We start from the raw sequence: 19504 nt of genomic DNA, 5'->3' as shown, positions 1-19504 counted from the left end.
CCAACTAGAATTGGGATTTTTTTTTAAACAGGCTCACCGTATAAATCAAAATCTGCGGCCTCTGTAATTTTCACATTTACAAATTCTCCCTGTTTCACATAATGTTTAGTAGCATCGATCAACACTTCATTATCCACATCCGGTGAATCAAACTCAGTTCTTCCGATAAAGTAATTTCCTTCTTTACGATCAATTATGCATCTAAATGTTTCACCTACTTTATGTTGGTTCAATTCCCAAGAAATTTGAGATTGTATTTCCATGATGATATTCGCACGTTCTTGCTTTACTTCTTCGGGCACATCATCAACCAAACTATAGGCATGTGTATTTTCTTCATGGCTATATGTAAAACATCCCAAACGTTCAAAACGCATGGCAATCACCCAGTTTTTAAGAATCTCAAAATCTTCTTCGGTTTCCCCTGGATACCCTACAATTAAGGTGGTCCTAATGGTCATTTCAGGTACCGTTGCTCTAAATTCTTTTAACAATTTGGTCGTTTTAGCCTCTGTAGTACCACGACGCATACTTTTTAAAATACTATCCGATATATGTTGTAATGGGATATCCAAATAGTTACAGACTTTTGGTTCCCTATTCATTACGTCAAGTACATCCATTGGAAAACCTGCCGGAAATGCATAATGCAAACGTATCCATTCAATACCTTCAACTTTCACTAATGCCTCTAATAATTCGGCAAGATTTCTTTTCTTATAAAGGTCAAGACCGTAGTAAGTTAAATCTTGAGCTATCAAAATAAGTTCTTTTACCCCTTTGCCGGCAAGTTTTTCAGCTTCTGTCACCAATTCTTCAATTGGTGTACTTTTATGTTTACCACGCATTAATGGAATAGCGCAAAATGAACAAGGTCTATCACAACCTTCGGCTATTTTCAAATAAGCATAGTTTTTTGGTGTAGTGGTCAAACGCTCACCTATTAACTCATGCTTATAATCTGCTCCTAGCGCTTTTAATAACCCTGGCAATTCACTAGTGCCAAAATACTCATCTACATTTGGTATCTCTTTTTGCAAATCTGGCTTATAGCGTTCACTTAAGCAACCGGTTACAAAAACTTTATCTACCGCACCTTCTTCTTTCTTTTGAACATATTCTAAAATGGTATTAACACTCTCTTCTTTGGCATTAGCAATAAAGCCGCATGTGTTAATTACTACGATGTTCCCTTCTTCTTCATGCACAACTTCTTTGTCGTTAGCCTTTAATTGGCCCATGAGTACTTCAGAATCATAAACATTTTTTGAACAACCTAGCGTTACTACGTTGATTTTGTTCTTCTTAAGAGATTTTGTCCTCATAATTTTAATTGGGGTGCAAAAATACGATTTGGGTATTTAAAAACGTTAGATATGGACAAATTTACTTGTAATCTTTAGTTGATTACGGTTTATTAACGCCCAAAACTTAAATTTAAAATGAAATTCTCCCAATATTTCAGCCTAATTGCCCTACTATCTGTTTTTGTTTCATGTTCAAGTGATTCTGAACCATCAACTGAAACAGAAAAAAGTGGAACGCCACCTGCTGTAACACCAGTACCTACCGAAACATATTTTCCACCTATTTCCAGAACCAACGAGTGGGAAACCCTTTCTATGGAAACATTAGGATGGAATGAAAATGAAGTCAGTAACTTATACTTCTTTTTAGAAAATAACAATACAGATGCTTTCATTATAATAAAGGACGGAAGAATTGTCATAGAAAAATACTTTGGTGATTTTAAATCTGACGACAATCATGCATGGAATTCCGCTGGAAAAAATTTAACTGCAATGTTAACAGGTATTGCCCAAGAAGAAGGTTTCTTAAATATACTGGAACCCACATCTACCTATTTAGGTGAGGGATGGACAAATATGCCCTTAAATCAAGAACAGAATATTACTATTAAGAACCAATTGACAATGACAACCGGTCTAGATTATACGGTTGAAGATATTTTCTGTACTGACCCGGAATGCTTAAACTTTTTAAATGACCCAAATACATTTTGGTACTACCATAACGGACCGTATACTTTGTTAGATGATGTAATTGCTAACGCTACAGAAAGAGATTTCAATGCATATTTCTCCGAAAAAATCAAAGAACCTATTGGTATGCAAGGTTTGTTCCTTAAAATAGGATATAACAACGTATTTTTCAGTACTGCAAGAAGTATGGCCCGCTTCGGAATTTTAAACCTTAACCAAGGTAATTGGGATGGCACCTCTATTCTTTCCGACCAAGAATATTTTAATGCCATGACCAATTCGTCACAAAACCACAACCTTGCTTACGGCTACCTCTATTGGTTAAACGGTAAAAGCAGCTTTAGACAACCAAGTTCAGAAGATGAATTTCCAGGTAGCTTAATACCTAATGCTCCAGACGACCTTATCGCAGGACTTGGCTTAAACGATCAAAAGTTATATATGGTACCAAGCTTAGATATAGCTATAGTACGTATGGGCGGAGCTAGCAATGAAGAACTTTTAGGACCTTCTAGTTTTGACAACGAATTATGGGAATTGATAAATGCAGTAATAGAAAATTAACCTTGTATATTAGAATAAAAACTACTATTCTAAGTTATAAAACTAGAAATAAATCAATTTAGATACAATGGACTTTAAGCAATTTGCAGAAAATAGGTACACAACTAAAAAATATGATGCAACCCGTAAGATATCAAATTCAGATATTCAAGATTTAAAGGATATACTCAAACTAAGTCCTTCTTCAATTAACAGCCAACCATGGTTATTTACTTTTGTATCGAATGAACAAATAAAAGATGATTTAGCCGAAGCATCTTATTTTAATGCTTCCAAAATTAAGGATGCTAGTCATTTAGTTGTATTTAGCGTTATGGACAACTTGCTAGAATTTGAAAGAAGAGTTGAAGAAAATCTAAATGAAGGTTCTGTGAGGTTCTATAAACAATTTGTAAAACCACAACCGCATGAAAAAACCATTAATTGGCTTACCCATCAAGTATACATAACATTAGGTTTCTTTTTGGCAGCCTGTGCAGCTATGGAAATAGACTCTACACCCATGGAAGGTATTGAACCTGAAAAATACAAGGAAATTCTAAAACTCAAAGATCATAAAGTTTTATTTTCGGTTGCAATCGGCTACAGGCATAAGGAAGATAGCACACAACCCAATTTAATAGGTAAATTTAGATTACCTTCCGAGACTGTAATACAATCCATTGATTAACTACAGAATACCTTAAACTTCTTTTGTAAGCTCAAAAACCGTAATCTCTGGTCTTACATTTAAGCGTACTTGGCGAAGACATCCTATGGCACTGTTTATATAAAGCGTTTTTCCTTCTCCCAATTTTTTAATACCTGCATCGTAATTTTTATTTTTTACAGGAAGTAATGGAGCGGGCAAAAATGGTGGTTTTACTTGCCCACCGTGGGTATGACCAGATAATATCCACCCCTTAAAATTGTTCCAAACAGGTAAATCGCATACATCAGGATTGTGACATAAAGTGATATTCGCCATTTCAGGCCTATATTTAGTGGTAGCTTTCAAAGGATAGAAATTACTTCCCCAAAAATCATCCATTCCCAAAAAATTGAGTCCGTCTATTTCAATGGCATCATTTCTCAACATGGTGACGCCTACTGCCCTTAAACTTTCAGTGATGGTCTTTGCCACAGGCTCTTCGACAAAGTCGATACCATAATCATGATTACCTAGAATACCTATAGTACCTAAAGTACCCTTTACCACATATTGTAGCACCTCATTCAACTGATCGATTTGTTCATTATTTTCATAGGTTACATAATCTCCAGTATAGACTACAAAATCAGGATTCAACTTTTGTGCATCTTGAAACGAATCTACGATATATTGATAGTCGAACGAATTACCGATATGTATATCACTAATCTGCATCAGTGTTTTACCTACAAGGGCATCAGGTAAGTTTTTTAATGGCATTTTTAAATGAACATATTTCAGCCAAAAAGGCTCTATTTGCCAACTATATAAACCGACCAACAACCCTAATCCCGCTCCCCATCGAAAAGTGTTCTTTATAAATCCCCTTCTTTTCATGACACCTAGAACGATTTTAATTTCTGTAGTCTGTAGGCATGATCCTGACAGGAAATTTTTCTTCATATGCTTTACCAATTCTAAGCAATTTGGCTTCAGTGAATTGTTTGCCTATAAAAGTTAGACTAATTGGTTCTCCAGATGGCTTATAACCCATTGGCACTGTAAGCGCCGGATATTTTGCAACAGCGGCATAACCTGCATGATAATTATTAATAGAAAGTATTGCATCTAACCTATTCTTATCCATAGCTGAATTAAAAAACGTTCGTCCATTTTTTTCTAAATTCAGTTTTATTTCCTCTAATTCTGAGCTAGTTGTGGTATCTGAAACTATGCCATTAAATAGTGCTTGACCATAAGGGATTCTTTCTAAAGAATCATTATTATTGAATGCTACTGCATCTTCAATAGATTTTATCTTCACTAAGTTAGAATCCGTATAATTCCTTAAATAAGAGGGTAAATCATTTCGCATGTCAATATTTAGTATACTTAAGAATCCGTCCATACTTACTTCCGGAGGTACTATTTCTATGATTGTAGCACCTTCATTTTTTAATTTATCTATAGTTTTTCTATAGATACTATCAGATTCCATTAGCTCTTTAATGGCTCCTAACCTAATTTCATTTAGAGGTTCAGGATTCAGGCCTGCGGATAAAATGCCCGGATAGTTATCTTCCACAGATGCGCTATCCACCTCATCATAACCCAACATAGCCGATAATAAAATAGCATTGTCCTTTACATTTTTGGTCATAGGACCGGGAGTGTCCAAAGTACTGGATATAGGAACTATTCCTGACCTACTTAATAAACCTATGGTTGGTTTTAAGCCCACAACAGAATTTTGACTACTAGGTGACAATATAGACCCTGATGTCTCTGTACCAACAGCCGCTACTGCATAGTTTGCCGCAACTGCAGTTCCACTACCAGAACTGGAACCGCCTGTTTCAAATATTCTACGACCATAGGGGTTCAAAGTTTGACCACCATATGCGCTATACCCTACTGGGCAACCTGAACATAAAAAATAAGCCCACTCGCTTAAATTTACCTTACCCAAAATTAAAGCGCCATTCTTTTTAAGTTGCCGTACTATAAATGAATCTTCCGTTTTATTTTCCATAAGAGCAATTGAACCGGCCGTCGTTTTCATTCCTACGGTATTAATATTATCCTTTAACAATATGGGCATGCCATAAATTGGATGTTGTATTTGGGTGGCAACTCCCTTTTCATTTTGCGCGTCCAACTCGCGAGCTTGTTGAACCACATCTTCATTAAGAGCAATTACGGTATTTAACGTTGTGGCATTATCCAATTCATATTTATAAATACGGTATAAATAAAACAGAACCAGGTCCTCATAAGTTAATCTCCCTTCTTTGATATGATTTCGAATTACAAAAATATCTTGCTCTAAAATCATAGGCAGCAGTAGTTTGTATTCTTCTTCCGTCAGGTTAGAAACCTCTTTATATAGCGGTCTGAACACTTCATTTTTATCAAGCACTTTAGATTGAATCAATTTGTACCGCATACGAGTATTATCATGATCGGCATTACCAGCTACTTCTAATGAATCGTCATAGGGAGTCCAAAGAACAATTTCATGCCTTTCTTTTGTATCCTGTTCAGTTTTACAGGCACCCAAAAAAATGATGACCATTAACAAAAGGAGTTTTTTCATATTCTTATTGTTTAGTTATGCTAAGCGCTTTCCAATATGCAATATTATCTTGATTGAGGCGAACAAATTCATCTTTCCCCTCCTTCTCCGCCAATTTCATAGAAATTTTTGCTGCTGTGATTGCTTTATCAAACATTTTTAGATCAGCCAATATTAATGAGCGTACTCTATGAAAATAATAAGTATCGCCACCTAATTCAATAGCCCTTTCAACATACTCTTTTGCCTCATTTGTATGTATATTTTGCTCCTGATAATATCTAGCAATTTCATAATACGTTTGGGCACTAGGAGCATTTGAAAGTTTATCCGCTATTTGCACTTTCATGATAGCCTTGGTATCAAAATGAATGGGTATAGATATTTGTGTTGTTCCCCAATTCCAGTTCATCAATGTTCCGTTGTGATTGATATCATCGAATGAAATCAGAAAAATTTCTTGAAAATCTTTCACTTCGGTTGGCACTAAAGCAATACGTAGTACATCTTCATTGGGGTCGTAATTCTTTCTACCATCTCCCCAATGCGTTAGATTTTTATGGAATACGATTTCCCATTTGTTTTCATTTGGAAATGCATAAAGGGCATAAGTACCCTTTTCCAAAGAATTATCACAGATTATTACGTTGGTACTAAACGTAATTTTAGTTGACTCATTTGCCCCTACCCGCCAAATACGTCCATAAGGCACTAAGCCTGGTGCTCCATTAGGTTGATTACCAAATAATGTACGACCCTTGGCAGATGGCCGCGAATACTCTACGGTAATTTTTGAGAGCCCTATTTCTTGCTCAATCCTGGCGAAGGGACTAGCTTTTGGGTGGTTCATTTGCCCCCAGCTCAGATTACATAATAAAAGAGGAAAAATGAACCAGCCGTATCTCAATTTTAAATCTTAAAGAATGAATCTACAAATTCGTACTTATTAAATGCCTGTAAATCTTCAATACCTTCACCCACTCCAATATATTTTACAGGAATCTTAAATTGATCAGAAATTCCGATGACCACCCCACCTTTTGCAGTACCATCTAATTTGGTAATGGCCAATGCCGTTACTTCTGTGGCCTTCGTAAACTGCTTAGCCTGTTCAAATGCATTTTGACCTGTAGAACCATCAAGGACCAACAAGACTTCATGCGGTGTATCTTCTACCACTTTTTGCATAACGCGTTTTACCTTGGTCAACTCGTTCATTAAATTCACCTTGTTATGTAAACGCCCAGCGGTATCGATAATTACTACGTCTGCATCTTGAGTAACTGCAGAACTAAGCGTATCAAAAGCTACGGATGCAGGGTCACTACCCATTTGTTGTTTTACAATAGGAACATCTACACGATCTGCCCAAACCTGCAATTGATCAATAGCTGCTGCCCTAAACGTATCTGCCGCACCTAATACAACTTTTAAACCTTGGTTTTTAAATCTATGTGCTAATTTACCAATGGTCGTAGTTTTACCAACCCCGTTGACACCTACTACCATAATTACATATGGCTTTTTATCTTTGGGAATTTGTATATCAGATATGTCACCGTCATTGGTTTCGGACAAAAGTGCTGCAATCTCACTTCTTAAAATTGAATTCAGCTCGTCTGTACCCACATATTTATCACGTGCTACCCTAGCTTCAATTCTTTCAATAATCTTTAAAGTTGTGTCTACCCCTACATCTGAAGACACCAATACTTCTTCAAGATTATCCAATACATCATCATCTACTTTTGACTTACCGGCAACCGCTTTACCTAATTTAGAAAAAAAGCTGGTTTTCGTTTTTTCCAAACCTTTATCCAAGGTTTCTTTTTTCTGGGAAGAAAATATTTTTTTAAATAAGCTCATTGTTCATCATATGGTTATTCAAATATAAAAATTAAAAAGCCCCTTTCGTAGGAAAGGGGCTCAATAACTACTAAAAGTTATAATTCTTATTTCTTGGCGATCCAAGCATCTACCAATTCTGGTGGCATTACTTGCTCAACAAAAACGTAAGCACCTGATTTTGGTGACTTAACCATTTTTATAGCCTTTGTCAATCTTTTAGAACTTGTCTGTAAACTTGCTACGGTCTTCTTAGCCATGACTTATAATTTTTTGTGATTTCCTAATATGAAAATCTATTTAATTTCTTTATGAACGGTCATTCTCTTAAGAATAGGATTGAATTTTTTAATTTCCAATCTCTCAGGAGTATTTTTCTTGTTCTTTGTAGTAATATATCTTGAAGTACCTGGTTGACCAGATTCTTTGTGCTCAGTGCACTCTAATATAACTTGTATTCTATTGCCTTTCTTTGCCATCTTAACGCTCTATTTTCCAGATTACTTAATTACGAATCCTTTTGCTTTTGCTTCTTTTAAAACAGCAGATATTCCTTTCTTATTGATACTCTTTAAAGCTCTTGTAGAAACTTTAAGTGTAATCCAACGGTCTTCTTCTGGAATGTAAAAACGCTTCTTAGATAGATTTACATCAAATCTTCTTCTCGTCTTATTAATTGAAAACGAAACATTGTTTCCAAACATCGCCTTCTTTCCCGTAATTTCACAAACTTTTGACATCGTGCTGACTTTTTCTTTTAAACAGGGTGCAAATTTATATCTTTTTTATCGTTCCAACAACAATAAAGTTCACATTTTTAAAATTTCTTTTTGAATCAGCTCAAATGCCTTATTTACAGACTTTTCCACAACCCGTTCACGAGTGCTTCCCATTTGAAATTTTTGCACAAATTGTGAGGTAGGACCATCAATTGCAATAAATACTGTTCCAACATCTGCTTTTGAGTCTCCTTTTGTAGGTCCTGCATTGCCGGTTGTTGCAATTGCAAAATCAGTTTTCATCAATTTTTTGGCACCTTTTGCCATGGCAACGGCAACCTCTGCACTTACCACAGAATAGTCTTCTACTAATTTGATCGGTACTTTTAGCACATTAATTTTAGTTTCGGTAGCATAACTGACCACACTCCCCTTAAAATAGCCAGATGCCCCAGGTAACGAAGTTAGTTTCTCTGCGATCATACCACCCGTAAAACTTTCAGCCGTAGAAAGCGTAAAACTTTTATCAATCAATAATTTAGCTACTATTTCTTCTAGACTTTGATCATCTTCTAAACCATAAACAATATCATCAATCAATGGAAACAGCTTTTCACTCTGTAGATTCATTGCGGTTACCAACTCGTCATAGTCGACCGATTTACCAGATAAACGAAGCCTAACTTTACCTAAACTGGGTAAATATGCCAACTTTATATTAGAAGGCAATGCATTTTCCCATGCTTCTATTCGTTTTGCAATAGCACTTTCTCCCATACCATAGGTTACTATTGTTCTATGCATTATATGTGGTCGCTTGTAATAGTTTACTAACTTTGGTATTACCGAAGATTTCAATAAATGCTTCATCTCAAAAGGTACACCTGGCAACGACACAAATGTTACCTCTCCTTTTCTCATCAACATTCCTGGAGCTGTGCCATTGACATTATGCAAAACCTCGGCCTTACTTGGCACCAAAGCTTGCATTCTATTAATATCGGAAATTGGTGTATTACTTATATACTTTGCAAAAAGCTCTTCTACATGGGCTAGAACCTGCGCATTCTCTACAAGTTCATCATTAAAAAACTCACACAAAGTGTGTTTAGTAATGTCATCTTTGGTGGGTCCCAGACCGCCGGTAATAATTACAACGTCAACGCGCTCAGATGCTTCTTTAAAAGCATTCAACATATGAACCCGTTCATCTTGTATAGATGTTATCTGATAAACCGAAATACCAATTTTATTGAGTTCTTTTCCTATGAAAGCGGAATTGGTATCTACAACTTGACCAATGAGAATCTCATCGCCAATGGTAATAATTTCAGCAAGCATTATAACTGAAAGTCATTTTTTAGTTCTGCCACTACTTGATTAATATCTGTCTTAAGCAATGGAAATTTTGTCTCGATCTCAGCCATATTCGCCTCTTGTTTACCAAGGGTCTCAATTTCTAAGGCTATGGCACGTGTTTGCTCCATACCCAACAAATCTACGTTAGGTTTAATTTTATGGGCCAATTTATATACTTGATCATGGTCTTTAGCTTGCAAGGCATTCTCTAAAGCCTCTAAATCTTCGGGCACTTCTTCCAAAAAAACAGAAATAACAGAATTTATAAAATCCTGATCTCCTTCTGCCATCTCATTAATCTTATCAAGGTTATAAATCATTATTTAATTTTTAAGGTAAAAAGTTCTTTATCTTCCAAACTCCCCGAAAGATAGTCATTTGGACTTATTTTGCCAACACCGGCCGGAGTTCCTGTAAAAATAATATCTCCTTTTTTCAACATAAAGAATGTTGACACGTAAGCTATAATCTCATCAATCTTCCAAAGCATTAAACTGGTATTGCCTTTTTGCACCACCTCATTGTTCTTTACCAACGTAAAATTTAAGTCGTTGATATTTTCAAAATCGGTTTTTGGTAACCACTCCCCTATTACCGCTGCACCATCAAAACCTTTGGCTTTCTCCCATGGCAAGCCTTTTTCTTTTAGTTTAGATTGTAAATCTCTTGCCGTAAAATCTATACCTAAACCAATTTCATCGTAATAGGTGGGTGCAAATTCTTTACTAATATGTTTTCCTACTTTCTTGATCTTCACCAAAACCTCAACTTCATAATGTACATCATTTGAAAATTCCGGAATATAAAAATCTTGTTGTTTTGGCAACACCGATGAATCTGGCTTTATGAAAACAACAGGCTCTTCTGGTCTTTCATTTTCCAACTCATTGATATGGGCCGTATAATTTCTACCGATACAAATAATCTTCATTTCAATCTATCTTTTCTTCGACAATTTTAAACTTACCGCAGGTATTAAATTCTCATTATTACCTGGTGCCTTAATTGCAAAATCACTCCACTCTCCCATACCATAAACCATGGTCTTAAAATTTTGGTTTTTCTGATATACTGCAGCAAAGGTAGGTGCAAATCTATCTTCAACAACTTTTTTGTTGGTGATAGCATGTTTATAGGTATTTGTATACCAATTATAAGGCAAGAACAACCATTCTAACCCAATATAAACACCTTCATCGGGCATTTTGATATTCATACTAGATAAATCTATAGATACAAAATCCTCAGTTTTAGAACTCTCCAGAATTATACTTTTACGTATTAAATCATGGTTTGGTTTCTGCGTTTTCTTATCCACATCATACACCCTAAGCCTAAATTTAGATGATGCTCTTTTAAATTTACTATTCTGCTGTACGTGAATGGTTATTTTCTCAATAAATTTTTTAGAAGCTCCTATATTTGGAAAATACAATGCCAATACCCAAGGAGTCTCTGCCGATGAAAATCCACTTTTTATACTATATGAGCTCACCGGGTTCAATACCTGAGAATCTCCCAAGCTTTGCGACACAACCACTTCCTCAAGCTCAAAAGTTTCTTCTTTAAGATGAATCTTCTTTTTTTGAGAAATAATTTTAGCCGGTATTATGGTGTCCTTAAAACCAAGTGCCGAAATATGCACCTCACGCTCCAAGTAAGATTCCGGTACGTCTATATAAAAATAGCCGTCTTCATCACTTGAAGTTCCTTTAAGTGTTTTTAAAAAACTAACATTGGCATAAGGTACGGGTGTTTTTGTCTTCTCATCTAAAACATGCCCTTCAACCAAAACCTCTTGAGCATGAACAGTACCAAAAATCAATAAAAAAATTATTAATAGAGTACGCATGATCAACTCAACTTGTTGTTTAATTTGCTCAATTTAATCTGAGTAAGTATTTTTTTGGTGTACAATGGAAAATCGGCATTTAACATCCATCCAAAATAACCAGGTTCATTTTCCAATACCGCATGTACTTTTTTGCCTTTGTGTTTACCAAAAGCAAATACCTCTTCACCATCTTCATCCAAAGCAATAAAACCTGCAAAATCAACCGATTGTTTTCTTCTAGAAAATTCCGATAGTTTTTTGACATTATTTTCCAAATCCGGATACCTGTCCAATTGGGAAAGCAAAACTTCGTAAGTAGCATTGGTATCGGCTGCCGCACTATGCGCATCGGTAAGTTCTTTGTCACAATAGAATCTATATGCAGCTTCCAAAGTACGCTTTTCCATTTTATGAAAAATGGTCTGCACATCTACAGATACCGTGTTTTTCATATCAAAATCTATATCTGCCCGTAACAATTCTTCAGCTAATAAGGGAATATCAAACCTATCTGAATTAAAACCTCCCAAATCACTATCCTTGATCATTTTATAAATTTCCTTAGATAGTTCTTTAAAGGTTGGCTCATTGGCAACCTTCTCATTTGTTATTCCATGAACGGCAACTACCTCTTCAGGTATTGTCATCTCAGGATTTACAAGCCAAGTTTTACTCTCCTTATTTCCGTTAGGGTATACTTTTAATATTGCAATCTCAACAATACGATCTTTTGCTACATTTACCCCTGTTGTTTCCAAATCAAAGAAACAAATTGGTCTGGTAAGCTTTAATTCCATACAAGTTCTACTTTTAACAAAGATACCTTTTCGTTTTTTAGGCACATAAATTTAGTATTGATTAATTTTATTTATAGGACATAACACCAAAACAATCAACATTAAAACAAAAAAACCTTGCTATACCATATAGCAAGGTGTTATCAATTAGTAATTAATTATTCTATACTTCTCTATTCAAATCCCAATTTTCAAGATAATCTGCTACCGCCTTGGCGAACATACTACCTAAAGCCCCATTGACCACTCTATGGTCATAACTATGGGATAAGTACATTTTACTACGTACCGCTATTACATCTCCTTCCGCAGTTTCTATTACCGAAGGAATTTTTCTTATAGCACCCAATGCCAATATACCTACTTGTGGCTGATTAATAATGGGAGTTCCAAAAACACTACCAAACGTACCAACATTGGTAACCGTATAGGTACCACCTTGCACCTCGTCTGGTTTTAAGGCATTGTTTCTAGATCGGTCTGCCAAATCATTTACAACTTTAGCTATACCTAATAAATTTAATTGATCTGCATTTTTAATTACAGGTACGATTAAATTGCCATCCGGTAAAGCAGCGGCCATACCTATATTAATATTTTTCTTTTTTATTACGCTATCGCCATCAACAGAAATATTCATCATAGGATATTTCTTCAAAGCCTTGGCCACAGCTTCCATAAAAATAGGTGTGTAGGTAAACTTCTCTCCTTCCCTTTTAAAGAACGCGTCCTTTATTTTATTTCTCCAAGTAACAATATTAGTTACATCTACCTCTATAAAACTTTGAACATGTGCAGATGTGGAAACACTGTCAGTCATATGTTTGGCAATCAATTTCCCCATTCTTGACATTGGTATAATCTCATCTCCTCGAGAAACCTGTGTTTTAGGTTTTTCAGAAGTTGGGGCTTGCGTAGATGCTGTAGCGGGGGCTACCTTTTCCGGAGCTGCTGGTGCCGTTACTTTTTCTTCTACCGGTGTAGATACCTTTTCTGGTGCTGCCACTTTTTGTGTTACCGCTACCCTTTCTTGAACAGCTGCTCTTTCTGGTGCAGAAATTCTTTCTACAGGATTACTTTCTCCCTTTTTAACGTAGTTTAAAATATCGTCTTTGGTTACCCTGCCGTCCTTTCCGGTTCCTGCAATCGTCTCCAACTCATCAAAAGAAATACCTTCTTGTCTTGCTATATTCTTTACCAATGGAGAATAAAAGCGATCTGAAGTTCCGTTCAATTGCGCTACAGATGTTTGGGCCCTGGCATGCATAACGGCAGATTCTGCTGCAGATACCATTTCTTGTAACACAGGCTCTTCCGTTTCAACTTCTTTATCCTTTTGCTCAGGTTCTGCTATTTCAACATCGCCACCTACCTGTATTATTGCTACCGTTTGCCCAACTTCAACAACATCATCAACATTGAAACATTTTTCAATTAAAACACCATCTACCTCACTAGGCACTTCACTATCCACTTTATCCGTGGCAATTTCGAAAATGGGCTCGTCCATTTCAATCGTATCACCTACCTCCTTCAACCATGATGTCAATGTTGCTTCTGCAACACTCTCTCCCATTCGTGGTAGTTTCAATTCAAATTTTGACATATCGATAATTTAAAGCTTGTTTTGTTTGTAATTTTTACAAAAATAATAAAATAAATACCTTTTTATTGATACTTAACTAAAAACCAAGAGTTAATCTTGCCGAAGCGACCCTTCAAAGGGCACTCTGTTCAAAATACTTCTCCCTAAGGTAACCTCATCTGCATATTCTAACTCATCACCAACGGCTATACCTCTTGCTATTGTAGAGGTTTTTATTTCAAAACCCTCAATTTGTCTAAAAATATAAAAATTGGTGGTATCGCCCTCCATTGTAGAACTCAACGCAAAAATCAACTCCTTTATTACGCCATTCTTCACTTTGTCTACCAAGGTCCCTATTTTCAAATTTTGCGGTCCAATACCTTCCATTGGCGAAATCTTACCTCCTAGAACATGGTACTTGCCTCTAAATTGACCGGTATTTTCAATAGCCATTACATCCCTAATATCCTCTACCACACACACCAACGCGTCATCTCTTTTCGGGTTGGCACAAATTTCACACAACACCGTATCAGAAATATTATGGCAATTTTCACAAAATTGAATTTTACTTCTTAAATCCAATAATGAGGTAGCCAAATTGCTTGTACGCTGTTCTGGTTGCTTTAAAAGATGAAGCACCAGCCGTAAAGCTGTACGCTTACCTATACCTGGTAACTGCGAGACTTCATAAACCGCATTTTCCAATAATTTAGAAGAAAATTCCATAGTTAAATATGGGTATAAATTTACGATTAAACTTATTAAGGGTATCGTATAGTTTTCTTAAAATTTAACATTAATCCTTATCATCGCTACCTATGGGCACCATTTCAAGTCTACAAAGACCCACTTCTTTTACAGTTTATCACAACTTATAAATGGTCATTTAACTTTTCGTAATTTGCCGCAAATTTCAATTTATGAATGCCTCTCATATTCTATTGCTCATTTCCGGTTATTTCGTTTTACTGCTGGTCATATCTTATTTTACCGGCAAAAACGATTCTAACGAAATTTTTTTTAAAGCCGGTAAACAATCTCCATGGTACTTGGTTGCTTTTGGTATGGTAGGAGCATCATTATCCGGGGTTACCTTTATTTCTGTTCCAGGTTGGGTAGATGCTTCTCAATTTAGTTATATGCAGGTTGTACTCGGATACTTTTTAGGCTATCTGGTTACCGCATTTGTATTACTACCAATTTATTATAAACAGAATGTAACTTCTATTTACGAATATCTAGATAATAGATTTGGTTTTGTGAGCTATAAGGTTGGCGCCATTTCTTTCTTTATTTCTAGAGTACTTGGTGCGGCTTTCCGTCTATTTTTGGTTGCAATAGTTTTACAACAATTTGTTTTTGATGCATGGAACGTTCCTTTTGAGATTACTGTAATTTTATCTATTCTACTTATCTGGATCTATACTTTTAAAGGGGGAATTAAAACAATTGTCTGGACAGATACCTTACAAACCCTATTCATGTTGATTTCTGTGGGACTCTCCATATATTTTATTCTTGATAAAATGGACTGGACCTTTATTGAATTTTTAAATTCTCAAGAATTAGGGCAATACAGCAAAACTTTCTTTACCGATGACCTTTCATCTAAAAATCATTTAGTTAAATCTTTTCTTGGTGGTATGTTCATTACGATATGTATGACAGGACTTGATCAAGATATGATGCAAAAGAACCTTACTTGTAGAAATTTGGGGGAAGCACAAAAAAACATGGTTAGTTTCAGTGTTGTGCTTGTAGTCGTCACTTTTGTATTTATGCTTTTGGGTGCTTTATTATTCATCTATACCGATGCTCATAATATAGCCTTACCACTAATGGATGGCGCACCAAAGTCCGACCTATTGTTCCCTGAGATTGCACTGAACAGTGGTCTTGGCATAACAGTAGCCGTAACCTTTATGCTCGGTTTAATTGCAGCAGCATATAGTAGTGCAGATAGCGCACTTACCTCTTTGACCACTTCTTTTTGTGTAGATTTTCTTAATACCGAAAAAAAACCGGAATCAGTAGCTAAAAAAACACGTAGAATTACCCATATTGGAATGAGCATACTTCTAATCATCGTGGTAATTTCCTTTAAATATATTTTAGATAGAAATGTTATTGATGGTTTACTAACTGTGGCATCATATACCTATGGACCTCTGCTAGGCTTGTTTTCTTTTGGAATTTTCACAAAGCACCAAGTGAAAGACAAATATGTATGGATCGTTGCACTTGTTTGCGTCTCTATTATTTTACTTTTGGCCAAGTTACCAGCATCATATTTAGGCGGATACGTATTTGGCTACGAACTTTTGCCATTAAATGGACTACTTACCTTTGTAGGATTATGGTTTATTCGTAAGAAAAATACATCTCCGGATATAGGTGACATTGCCTAATATTGCCCGGTACTTAACAGTACTAAAGTACAGGCAACTTCAGGTTCTATATTATTATTTCTCAATATGTTATAAAACTCTGGGTTTTCTGTACCAGGATTAAAAATAACCCGTTTAGGCGCTAACGATACAATGCTATTATAATATTCTTCTTGTCTTTTTGGGTTTATATATAGGGTTATTGTATGAATATCATTAATTTTGTCTAACTTATTACTGATATTGACTCCTGAAACCTTACCTTCCCTTAAACCAAAGGCAAAGGTTTCCACCCCCGAATCTACCAGTCTATGTATTGCTAAATTGCTATATCGATTTGGTTTTAAGGAGGCTCCGAAAACTAGGGTCTTTTTCATAATAAAAAAATGTTAAAAATGCACTTAATAAGTAACTAATTAGGCAATATTTCGTCTATTAGTAGAGTTAGATACTCTTACGAGTACAAAGATTTTGTTGGTAACGCTATATGTTTATAGTTAATGGTTAGTGTTTAGTATAGCCTATCAGCATTTGAAGCCCGGCTTCCAATTCATTTTGGAATGTCCGGGTTTCTTCTTTTATACCTTATCTCAAAAGAATTTATTTTTATCGCACCGTGATAACATAGTACATGACCGTTCGTAACAATTAGACATTATATACGTCTATTATTATGTATAGTGATATTTAATATAGAAGATTGGTTGGTTTTTTCTTATTGAGTAAAACTATATAGCACCCATGGCAAAACCATGGGTGCTTTATTTTTTACCATCTTATGATTACACTACCCCAGGTAAATCCACTGCCGAATGCAGCCAAGACAACAAGATCACCACTTTTTACCTTACCAGCTTCCCATGCCTCTGTAAGGGCAATTGGAATTGATGCCGCTGTGGTGTTACCGTATTTCATGATGTTATTGAACACTTGATCATCTGTTAACTGAAATTTCTTTTGAATAAACTGAGATATTCTCAAATTTGCCTGGTGCGGTACCAACAAATCAATATCGGTAGCATTTAATTTATTCTTCTCTAAACCTTCCACTATAACCTCACTGAAACGAACCACTGCGTTTTTAAATACAAACTGCCCGTTCATGTAGGGAAAGTAAGATTCATCATTAGGATCGCTATCTTCCATAATATCGGTTACCCATCTATTACCCATACCCGGAGCTATCAATGAAAGTTCTTCTGCATGTTGACCTTCTGAATGTAAATGTGTAGATAATATACCTTTTGTAGTATCTTCTTCTCTTGTAAGTACAGCCGCTCCTGCTCCATCTCCAAAAATTACGGAAACACTTCTACCCCGCGTTGTCATATCTAAACCATGGGAGTGCAGCTCTGAACCTATAACAAGTACGTTTTTGTACATGCCCGTTTTTATATACTGGTCTGCTATGGAAACCGCATATACGAACCCAGAGCATTGGTTACGAACATCTAATGCCCCAACGGTCTTGATCCCTAAATCTCTTTGTACCAAAACTCCCGGTCCAGGAAAATAATAATCAGGACTTAAAGTGGCAAACACTATAAAATCTATATCATCCTTATCAATACCAGCTCTTTCAATAGCTATTTTGGCCGCCTTAACACCCATTGTAGTTGTAGTATCGCCATCACCCTTAACTACATGTCTTCTTTCCTTTATACCGGTTCTTTCTTGGATCCAAGCATCATTTGTATCCATCACCTTAGACAAATCATCATTTGTCACTACATTTTCAGGTACATAATGACCTAAGCCAATTATTTTAGAATTATACATAGTAATTTTTTAATCCTGATCGTTCAGGTTGAATTAGTGTTGCAATATAAACAACTATTAAGAAATCACATTAAAAATATAACCAACACTTGTTATGACTGTTACCTACTTAAAGGTACTTTCTGTAGTTATCCACCTTAATATTCGCCTTTAGATCATGAAGTAAATTATACAGACCAAAAAAAGTTCTGTTCATATACAAAAAGTGTTTGGACCCTCTATTACCATTCATCTTTCTTATTTGCTTATCCGATGAAAACTGCTCGCCCAAATCTGCAATCTTAGCCCAAAAAACCTCATCACCAAAATCAAAATCTTTTTTATGAAAGGGTGATGTAAACAAACTTAAGAGTTGGTGGAATATAGATTTGAAAAACGTTATTTCTTGTTGAGTATCCGTAGGCATCAAAATTTCAAGTTGATACAATTTTTCAGTGAACATTTTATCGTCGGAAATATTTTTTGGATCAGCCAATTCAAAATAAGGAACATAAAAAGCATCTGGCACCTCTTTTATGCATCCGAAGTCTATAGCAATAAGTTCATTGTCTTCACTGACCAAAAAATTGCCCGGGTGCGGGTCTGCATGCACTTTTCGTAAGGCATGGATCTGATACATATAAAAATCCCAAAGAGCCTGCCCCAACTTATCACCTGTCTCTGGTTCAAAATTGGTCTTGGTAAACTCGCTCAAATGCTTACCGCTCATCCAATCCATAGTGATAATACGCTCACTAGATAAATCAGTATAATAATTTGGAAAATTTATATTGGGAATTACCCTGCAAGCGTCAGTTATTTCCTTGCTTTGAGCAACTTCTAAAATATAATCTGTTTCCTCTACAAGTTTATGTTCAACTTCCTTAAAATATTTATCCGAATCCTTACCCTGTAAATTAAACATACGAATGGCAATAGGCTTAACGATAGCTAGGTCGCTACTTATACTTTGTGCAACACCTGGATATTGAATTTTTACCGCCAAGGTCTTACCGTCTTTTGTAGCTTTATGGACCTGACCAATACTTGCTGCATTTATAGAATCTTTTTCAAAAGAGTCAAAAACCTCTTCAGGAAACTTACCTAAATATTTTTTAAAGGTTTTTCTAACCAGAGGTGCAGATAAAGGGGGAACTGAAAATTGTGATAATGAAAACTTCTCAACATAGGCATTGGGCAATAAATTCTTTTCCATGCTCAGCATTTGAGCTACCTTTAGGGCACTACCTTTTAAAGATTTTAACCCATCATAGATATCTGCCGCATTGTCTTCGTTCAACTCATCTTTGGTAGTTTCTGGATTGATGATTTTTTTACCAAAATATTTAGCATAGTTACCACCTATTTTAGCGCCTGTCTTTACCAGTTTACTTGCTCTTTCTATCTTCCCGGTAGGTATTTTATCAAGTGTTTTCATAAC

General features: G+C 35.7%; 21 protein-coding genes. 3 read left to right on the top strand and 18 right to left on the bottom strand.

All coding sequences use genetic code 11. From position 1 onward, the window contains the following. Nucleotides 1-23: 23 nt before the first annotated feature. Nucleotides 24-1325: a 30S ribosomal protein S12 methylthiotransferase RimO gene (rimO, locus tag CSC80_RS13470; protein ID WP_074669722.1), complete on the bottom strand. Its 1302-nt coding sequence runs from the start codon at nt 1323-1325 to the stop codon at nt 24-26. A gap of 117 nt (nt 1326-1442) precedes the next feature. Here rimO and CSC80_RS13465 point away from each other — a divergent pair, with 117 nt between their 5' ends. Both CSC80_RS13465 and CSC80_RS13460 read left to right on the top strand, forming a co-directional pair. Continuing rightward, complete coding sequence (locus CSC80_RS13465; protein ID WP_099192514.1) at nt 1443-2567, top strand: serine hydrolase; 1125 nt, start codon at nt 1443-1445, stop codon at nt 2565-2567. Between the two features lie 67 nt (nt 2568-2634). Continuing rightward, entirely contained in the window at nt 2635-3237 is a 603-nt protein-coding gene (locus CSC80_RS13460; RefSeq protein WP_099192513.1) for a nitroreductase family protein, read from the top strand. Between the two features lie 12 nt (nt 3238-3249). On the opposite strand, the gene CSC80_RS13455 is transcribed toward CSC80_RS13460, so the two are convergent. The 14 genes from CSC80_RS13455 to recR form a co-directional block, all read right to left on the bottom strand. After that, entirely contained in the window at nt 3250-4095 is an 846-nt protein-coding gene (locus CSC80_RS13455; RefSeq protein ID WP_099192512.1) for a metallophosphoesterase, read from the bottom strand. Between the two features lie 16 nt (nt 4096-4111). Then, a complete protein-coding gene (locus CSC80_RS13450; RefSeq protein ID WP_099192511.1) occupies nt 4112-5794 on the bottom strand; it encodes an amidase family protein in 1683 nt (560 codons plus the stop codon). 4 nt (nt 5795-5798) lie between these two features. Next, nucleotides 5799-6623: a DUF2911 domain-containing protein gene (locus CSC80_RS13445; protein ID WP_099192510.1), complete on the bottom strand. Its 825-nt coding sequence runs from the start codon at nt 6621-6623 to the stop codon at nt 5799-5801. Nucleotides 6624-6682: 59 nt separating this feature from the next. Continuing rightward, nucleotides 6683-7639 carry a signal recognition particle-docking protein FtsY gene (gene ftsY / locus CSC80_RS13440; RefSeq protein ID WP_071340022.1) on the bottom strand — a complete coding sequence of 319 codons (957 nt, stop codon included), beginning with the start codon at nt 7637-7639 and terminating at the stop codon, nt 6683-6685. 86 nt (nt 7640-7725) lie between these two features. Beyond that, nucleotides 7726-7878, bottom strand: coding sequence for a DUF4295 domain-containing protein (locus CSC80_RS13435; RefSeq protein WP_071340023.1), 153 nt, complete (start codon nt 7876-7878; stop codon nt 7726-7728). Nucleotides 7879-7914: 36 nt separating this feature from the next. Further along, nucleotides 7915-8097: a 50S ribosomal protein L33 gene (gene rpmG, locus CSC80_RS13430; RefSeq protein ID WP_058105695.1), complete on the bottom strand. Its 183-nt coding sequence runs from the start codon at nt 8095-8097 to the stop codon at nt 7915-7917. A gap of 21 nt (nt 8098-8118) precedes the next feature. Beyond that, on the bottom strand, nt 8119-8358 hold the full coding sequence (gene rpmB, locus CSC80_RS13425; protein ID WP_036155860.1) for a 50S ribosomal protein L28: 240 nt from the start codon (nt 8356-8358) through the stop codon (nt 8119-8121). Between the two features lie 69 nt (nt 8359-8427). Beyond that, nucleotides 8428-9678, bottom strand: a complete 1251-nt coding sequence (locus tag CSC80_RS13420; protein WP_099192509.1) for a competence/damage-inducible protein A — start codon at nt 9676-9678, stop codon at nt 8428-8430. Further along, entirely contained in the window at nt 9678-10016 is a 339-nt protein-coding gene (locus CSC80_RS13415) for an Hpt domain-containing protein (RefSeq protein WP_058105693.1), read from the bottom strand. The genes CSC80_RS13420 and CSC80_RS13415 overlap by 1 nt, the downstream gene beginning before the upstream one ends. Further along, nucleotides 10016-10627, bottom strand: a complete 612-nt coding sequence (locus CSC80_RS13410) for a fumarylacetoacetate hydrolase family protein (protein WP_071340025.1) — start codon at nt 10625-10627, stop codon at nt 10016-10018. Before CSC80_RS13410 ends, CSC80_RS13415 begins: the two co-directional genes overlap by 1 nt. A gap of 6 nt (nt 10628-10633) precedes the next feature. Beyond that, nucleotides 10634-11548, bottom strand: coding sequence for a carboxypeptidase-like regulatory domain-containing protein (locus CSC80_RS13405; RefSeq protein ID WP_099192508.1), 915 nt, complete (start codon nt 11546-11548; stop codon nt 10634-10636). A gap of 2 nt (nt 11549-11550) precedes the next feature. Continuing rightward, a complete protein-coding gene (locus tag CSC80_RS13400) occupies nt 11551-12327 on the bottom strand; it encodes a 3'-5' exonuclease (RefSeq protein WP_099192507.1) in 777 nt (258 codons plus the stop codon). A gap of 163 nt (nt 12328-12490) precedes the next feature. Next, nucleotides 12491-13933 carry a dihydrolipoamide acetyltransferase family protein gene (locus tag CSC80_RS13395; protein ID WP_099192506.1) on the bottom strand — a complete coding sequence of 481 codons (1443 nt, stop codon included), beginning with the start codon at nt 13931-13933 and terminating at the stop codon, nt 12491-12493. 90 nt (nt 13934-14023) lie between these two features. Next, nucleotides 14024-14644 carry a recombination mediator RecR gene (gene recR / locus CSC80_RS13390; RefSeq protein ID WP_058105688.1) on the bottom strand — a complete coding sequence of 207 codons (621 nt, stop codon included), beginning with the start codon at nt 14642-14644 and terminating at the stop codon, nt 14024-14026. A gap of 194 nt (nt 14645-14838) precedes the next feature. Between recR and CSC80_RS13385 the strand changes: the two genes are divergently transcribed. Further along, nucleotides 14839-16326 carry a sodium:solute symporter gene (locus CSC80_RS13385; protein WP_099192505.1) on the top strand — a complete coding sequence of 496 codons (1488 nt, stop codon included), beginning with the start codon at nt 14839-14841 and terminating at the stop codon, nt 16324-16326. Here the strand turns inward: CSC80_RS13385 and CSC80_RS13380 are convergent. The 3 genes from CSC80_RS13380 to CSC80_RS13370 all read right to left on the bottom strand — a co-directional run bounded on the left by CSC80_RS13380 (nt 16323) and on the right by CSC80_RS13370 (nt 19501). Then, nucleotides 16323-16682 carry a CoA-binding protein gene (locus CSC80_RS13380; RefSeq protein ID WP_058105686.1) on the bottom strand — a complete coding sequence of 120 codons (360 nt, stop codon included), beginning with the start codon at nt 16680-16682 and terminating at the stop codon, nt 16323-16325. The two genes, CSC80_RS13385 and CSC80_RS13380, sit on opposite strands and share 4 nt — an antisense overlap. A gap of 391 nt (nt 16683-17073) precedes the next feature. Next, complete coding sequence (locus tag CSC80_RS13375) at nt 17074-18084, bottom strand: beta-ketoacyl-ACP synthase III (RefSeq protein ID WP_099192504.1); 1011 nt, start codon at nt 18082-18084, stop codon at nt 17074-17076. A gap of 109 nt (nt 18085-18193) precedes the next feature. Continuing rightward, nucleotides 18194-19501: an AarF/UbiB family protein gene (locus tag CSC80_RS13370; protein WP_099192495.1), complete on the bottom strand. Its 1308-nt coding sequence runs from the start codon at nt 19499-19501 to the stop codon at nt 18194-18196. Nucleotides 19502-19504 lie beyond the last annotated feature (3 nt).

Origin of the sequence: Maribacter sp. 6B07 (assembly GCF_002700155.1) — a bacterium.
Classification (GTDB): Bacteria; Bacteroidota; Bacteroidia; order Flavobacteriales; family Flavobacteriaceae; genus Maribacter; species Maribacter dokdonensis.
The sequence above is the reverse complement of the archived record's forward strand: the minus strand, read 5'-3'. Positions and strand labels throughout refer to the sequence as shown.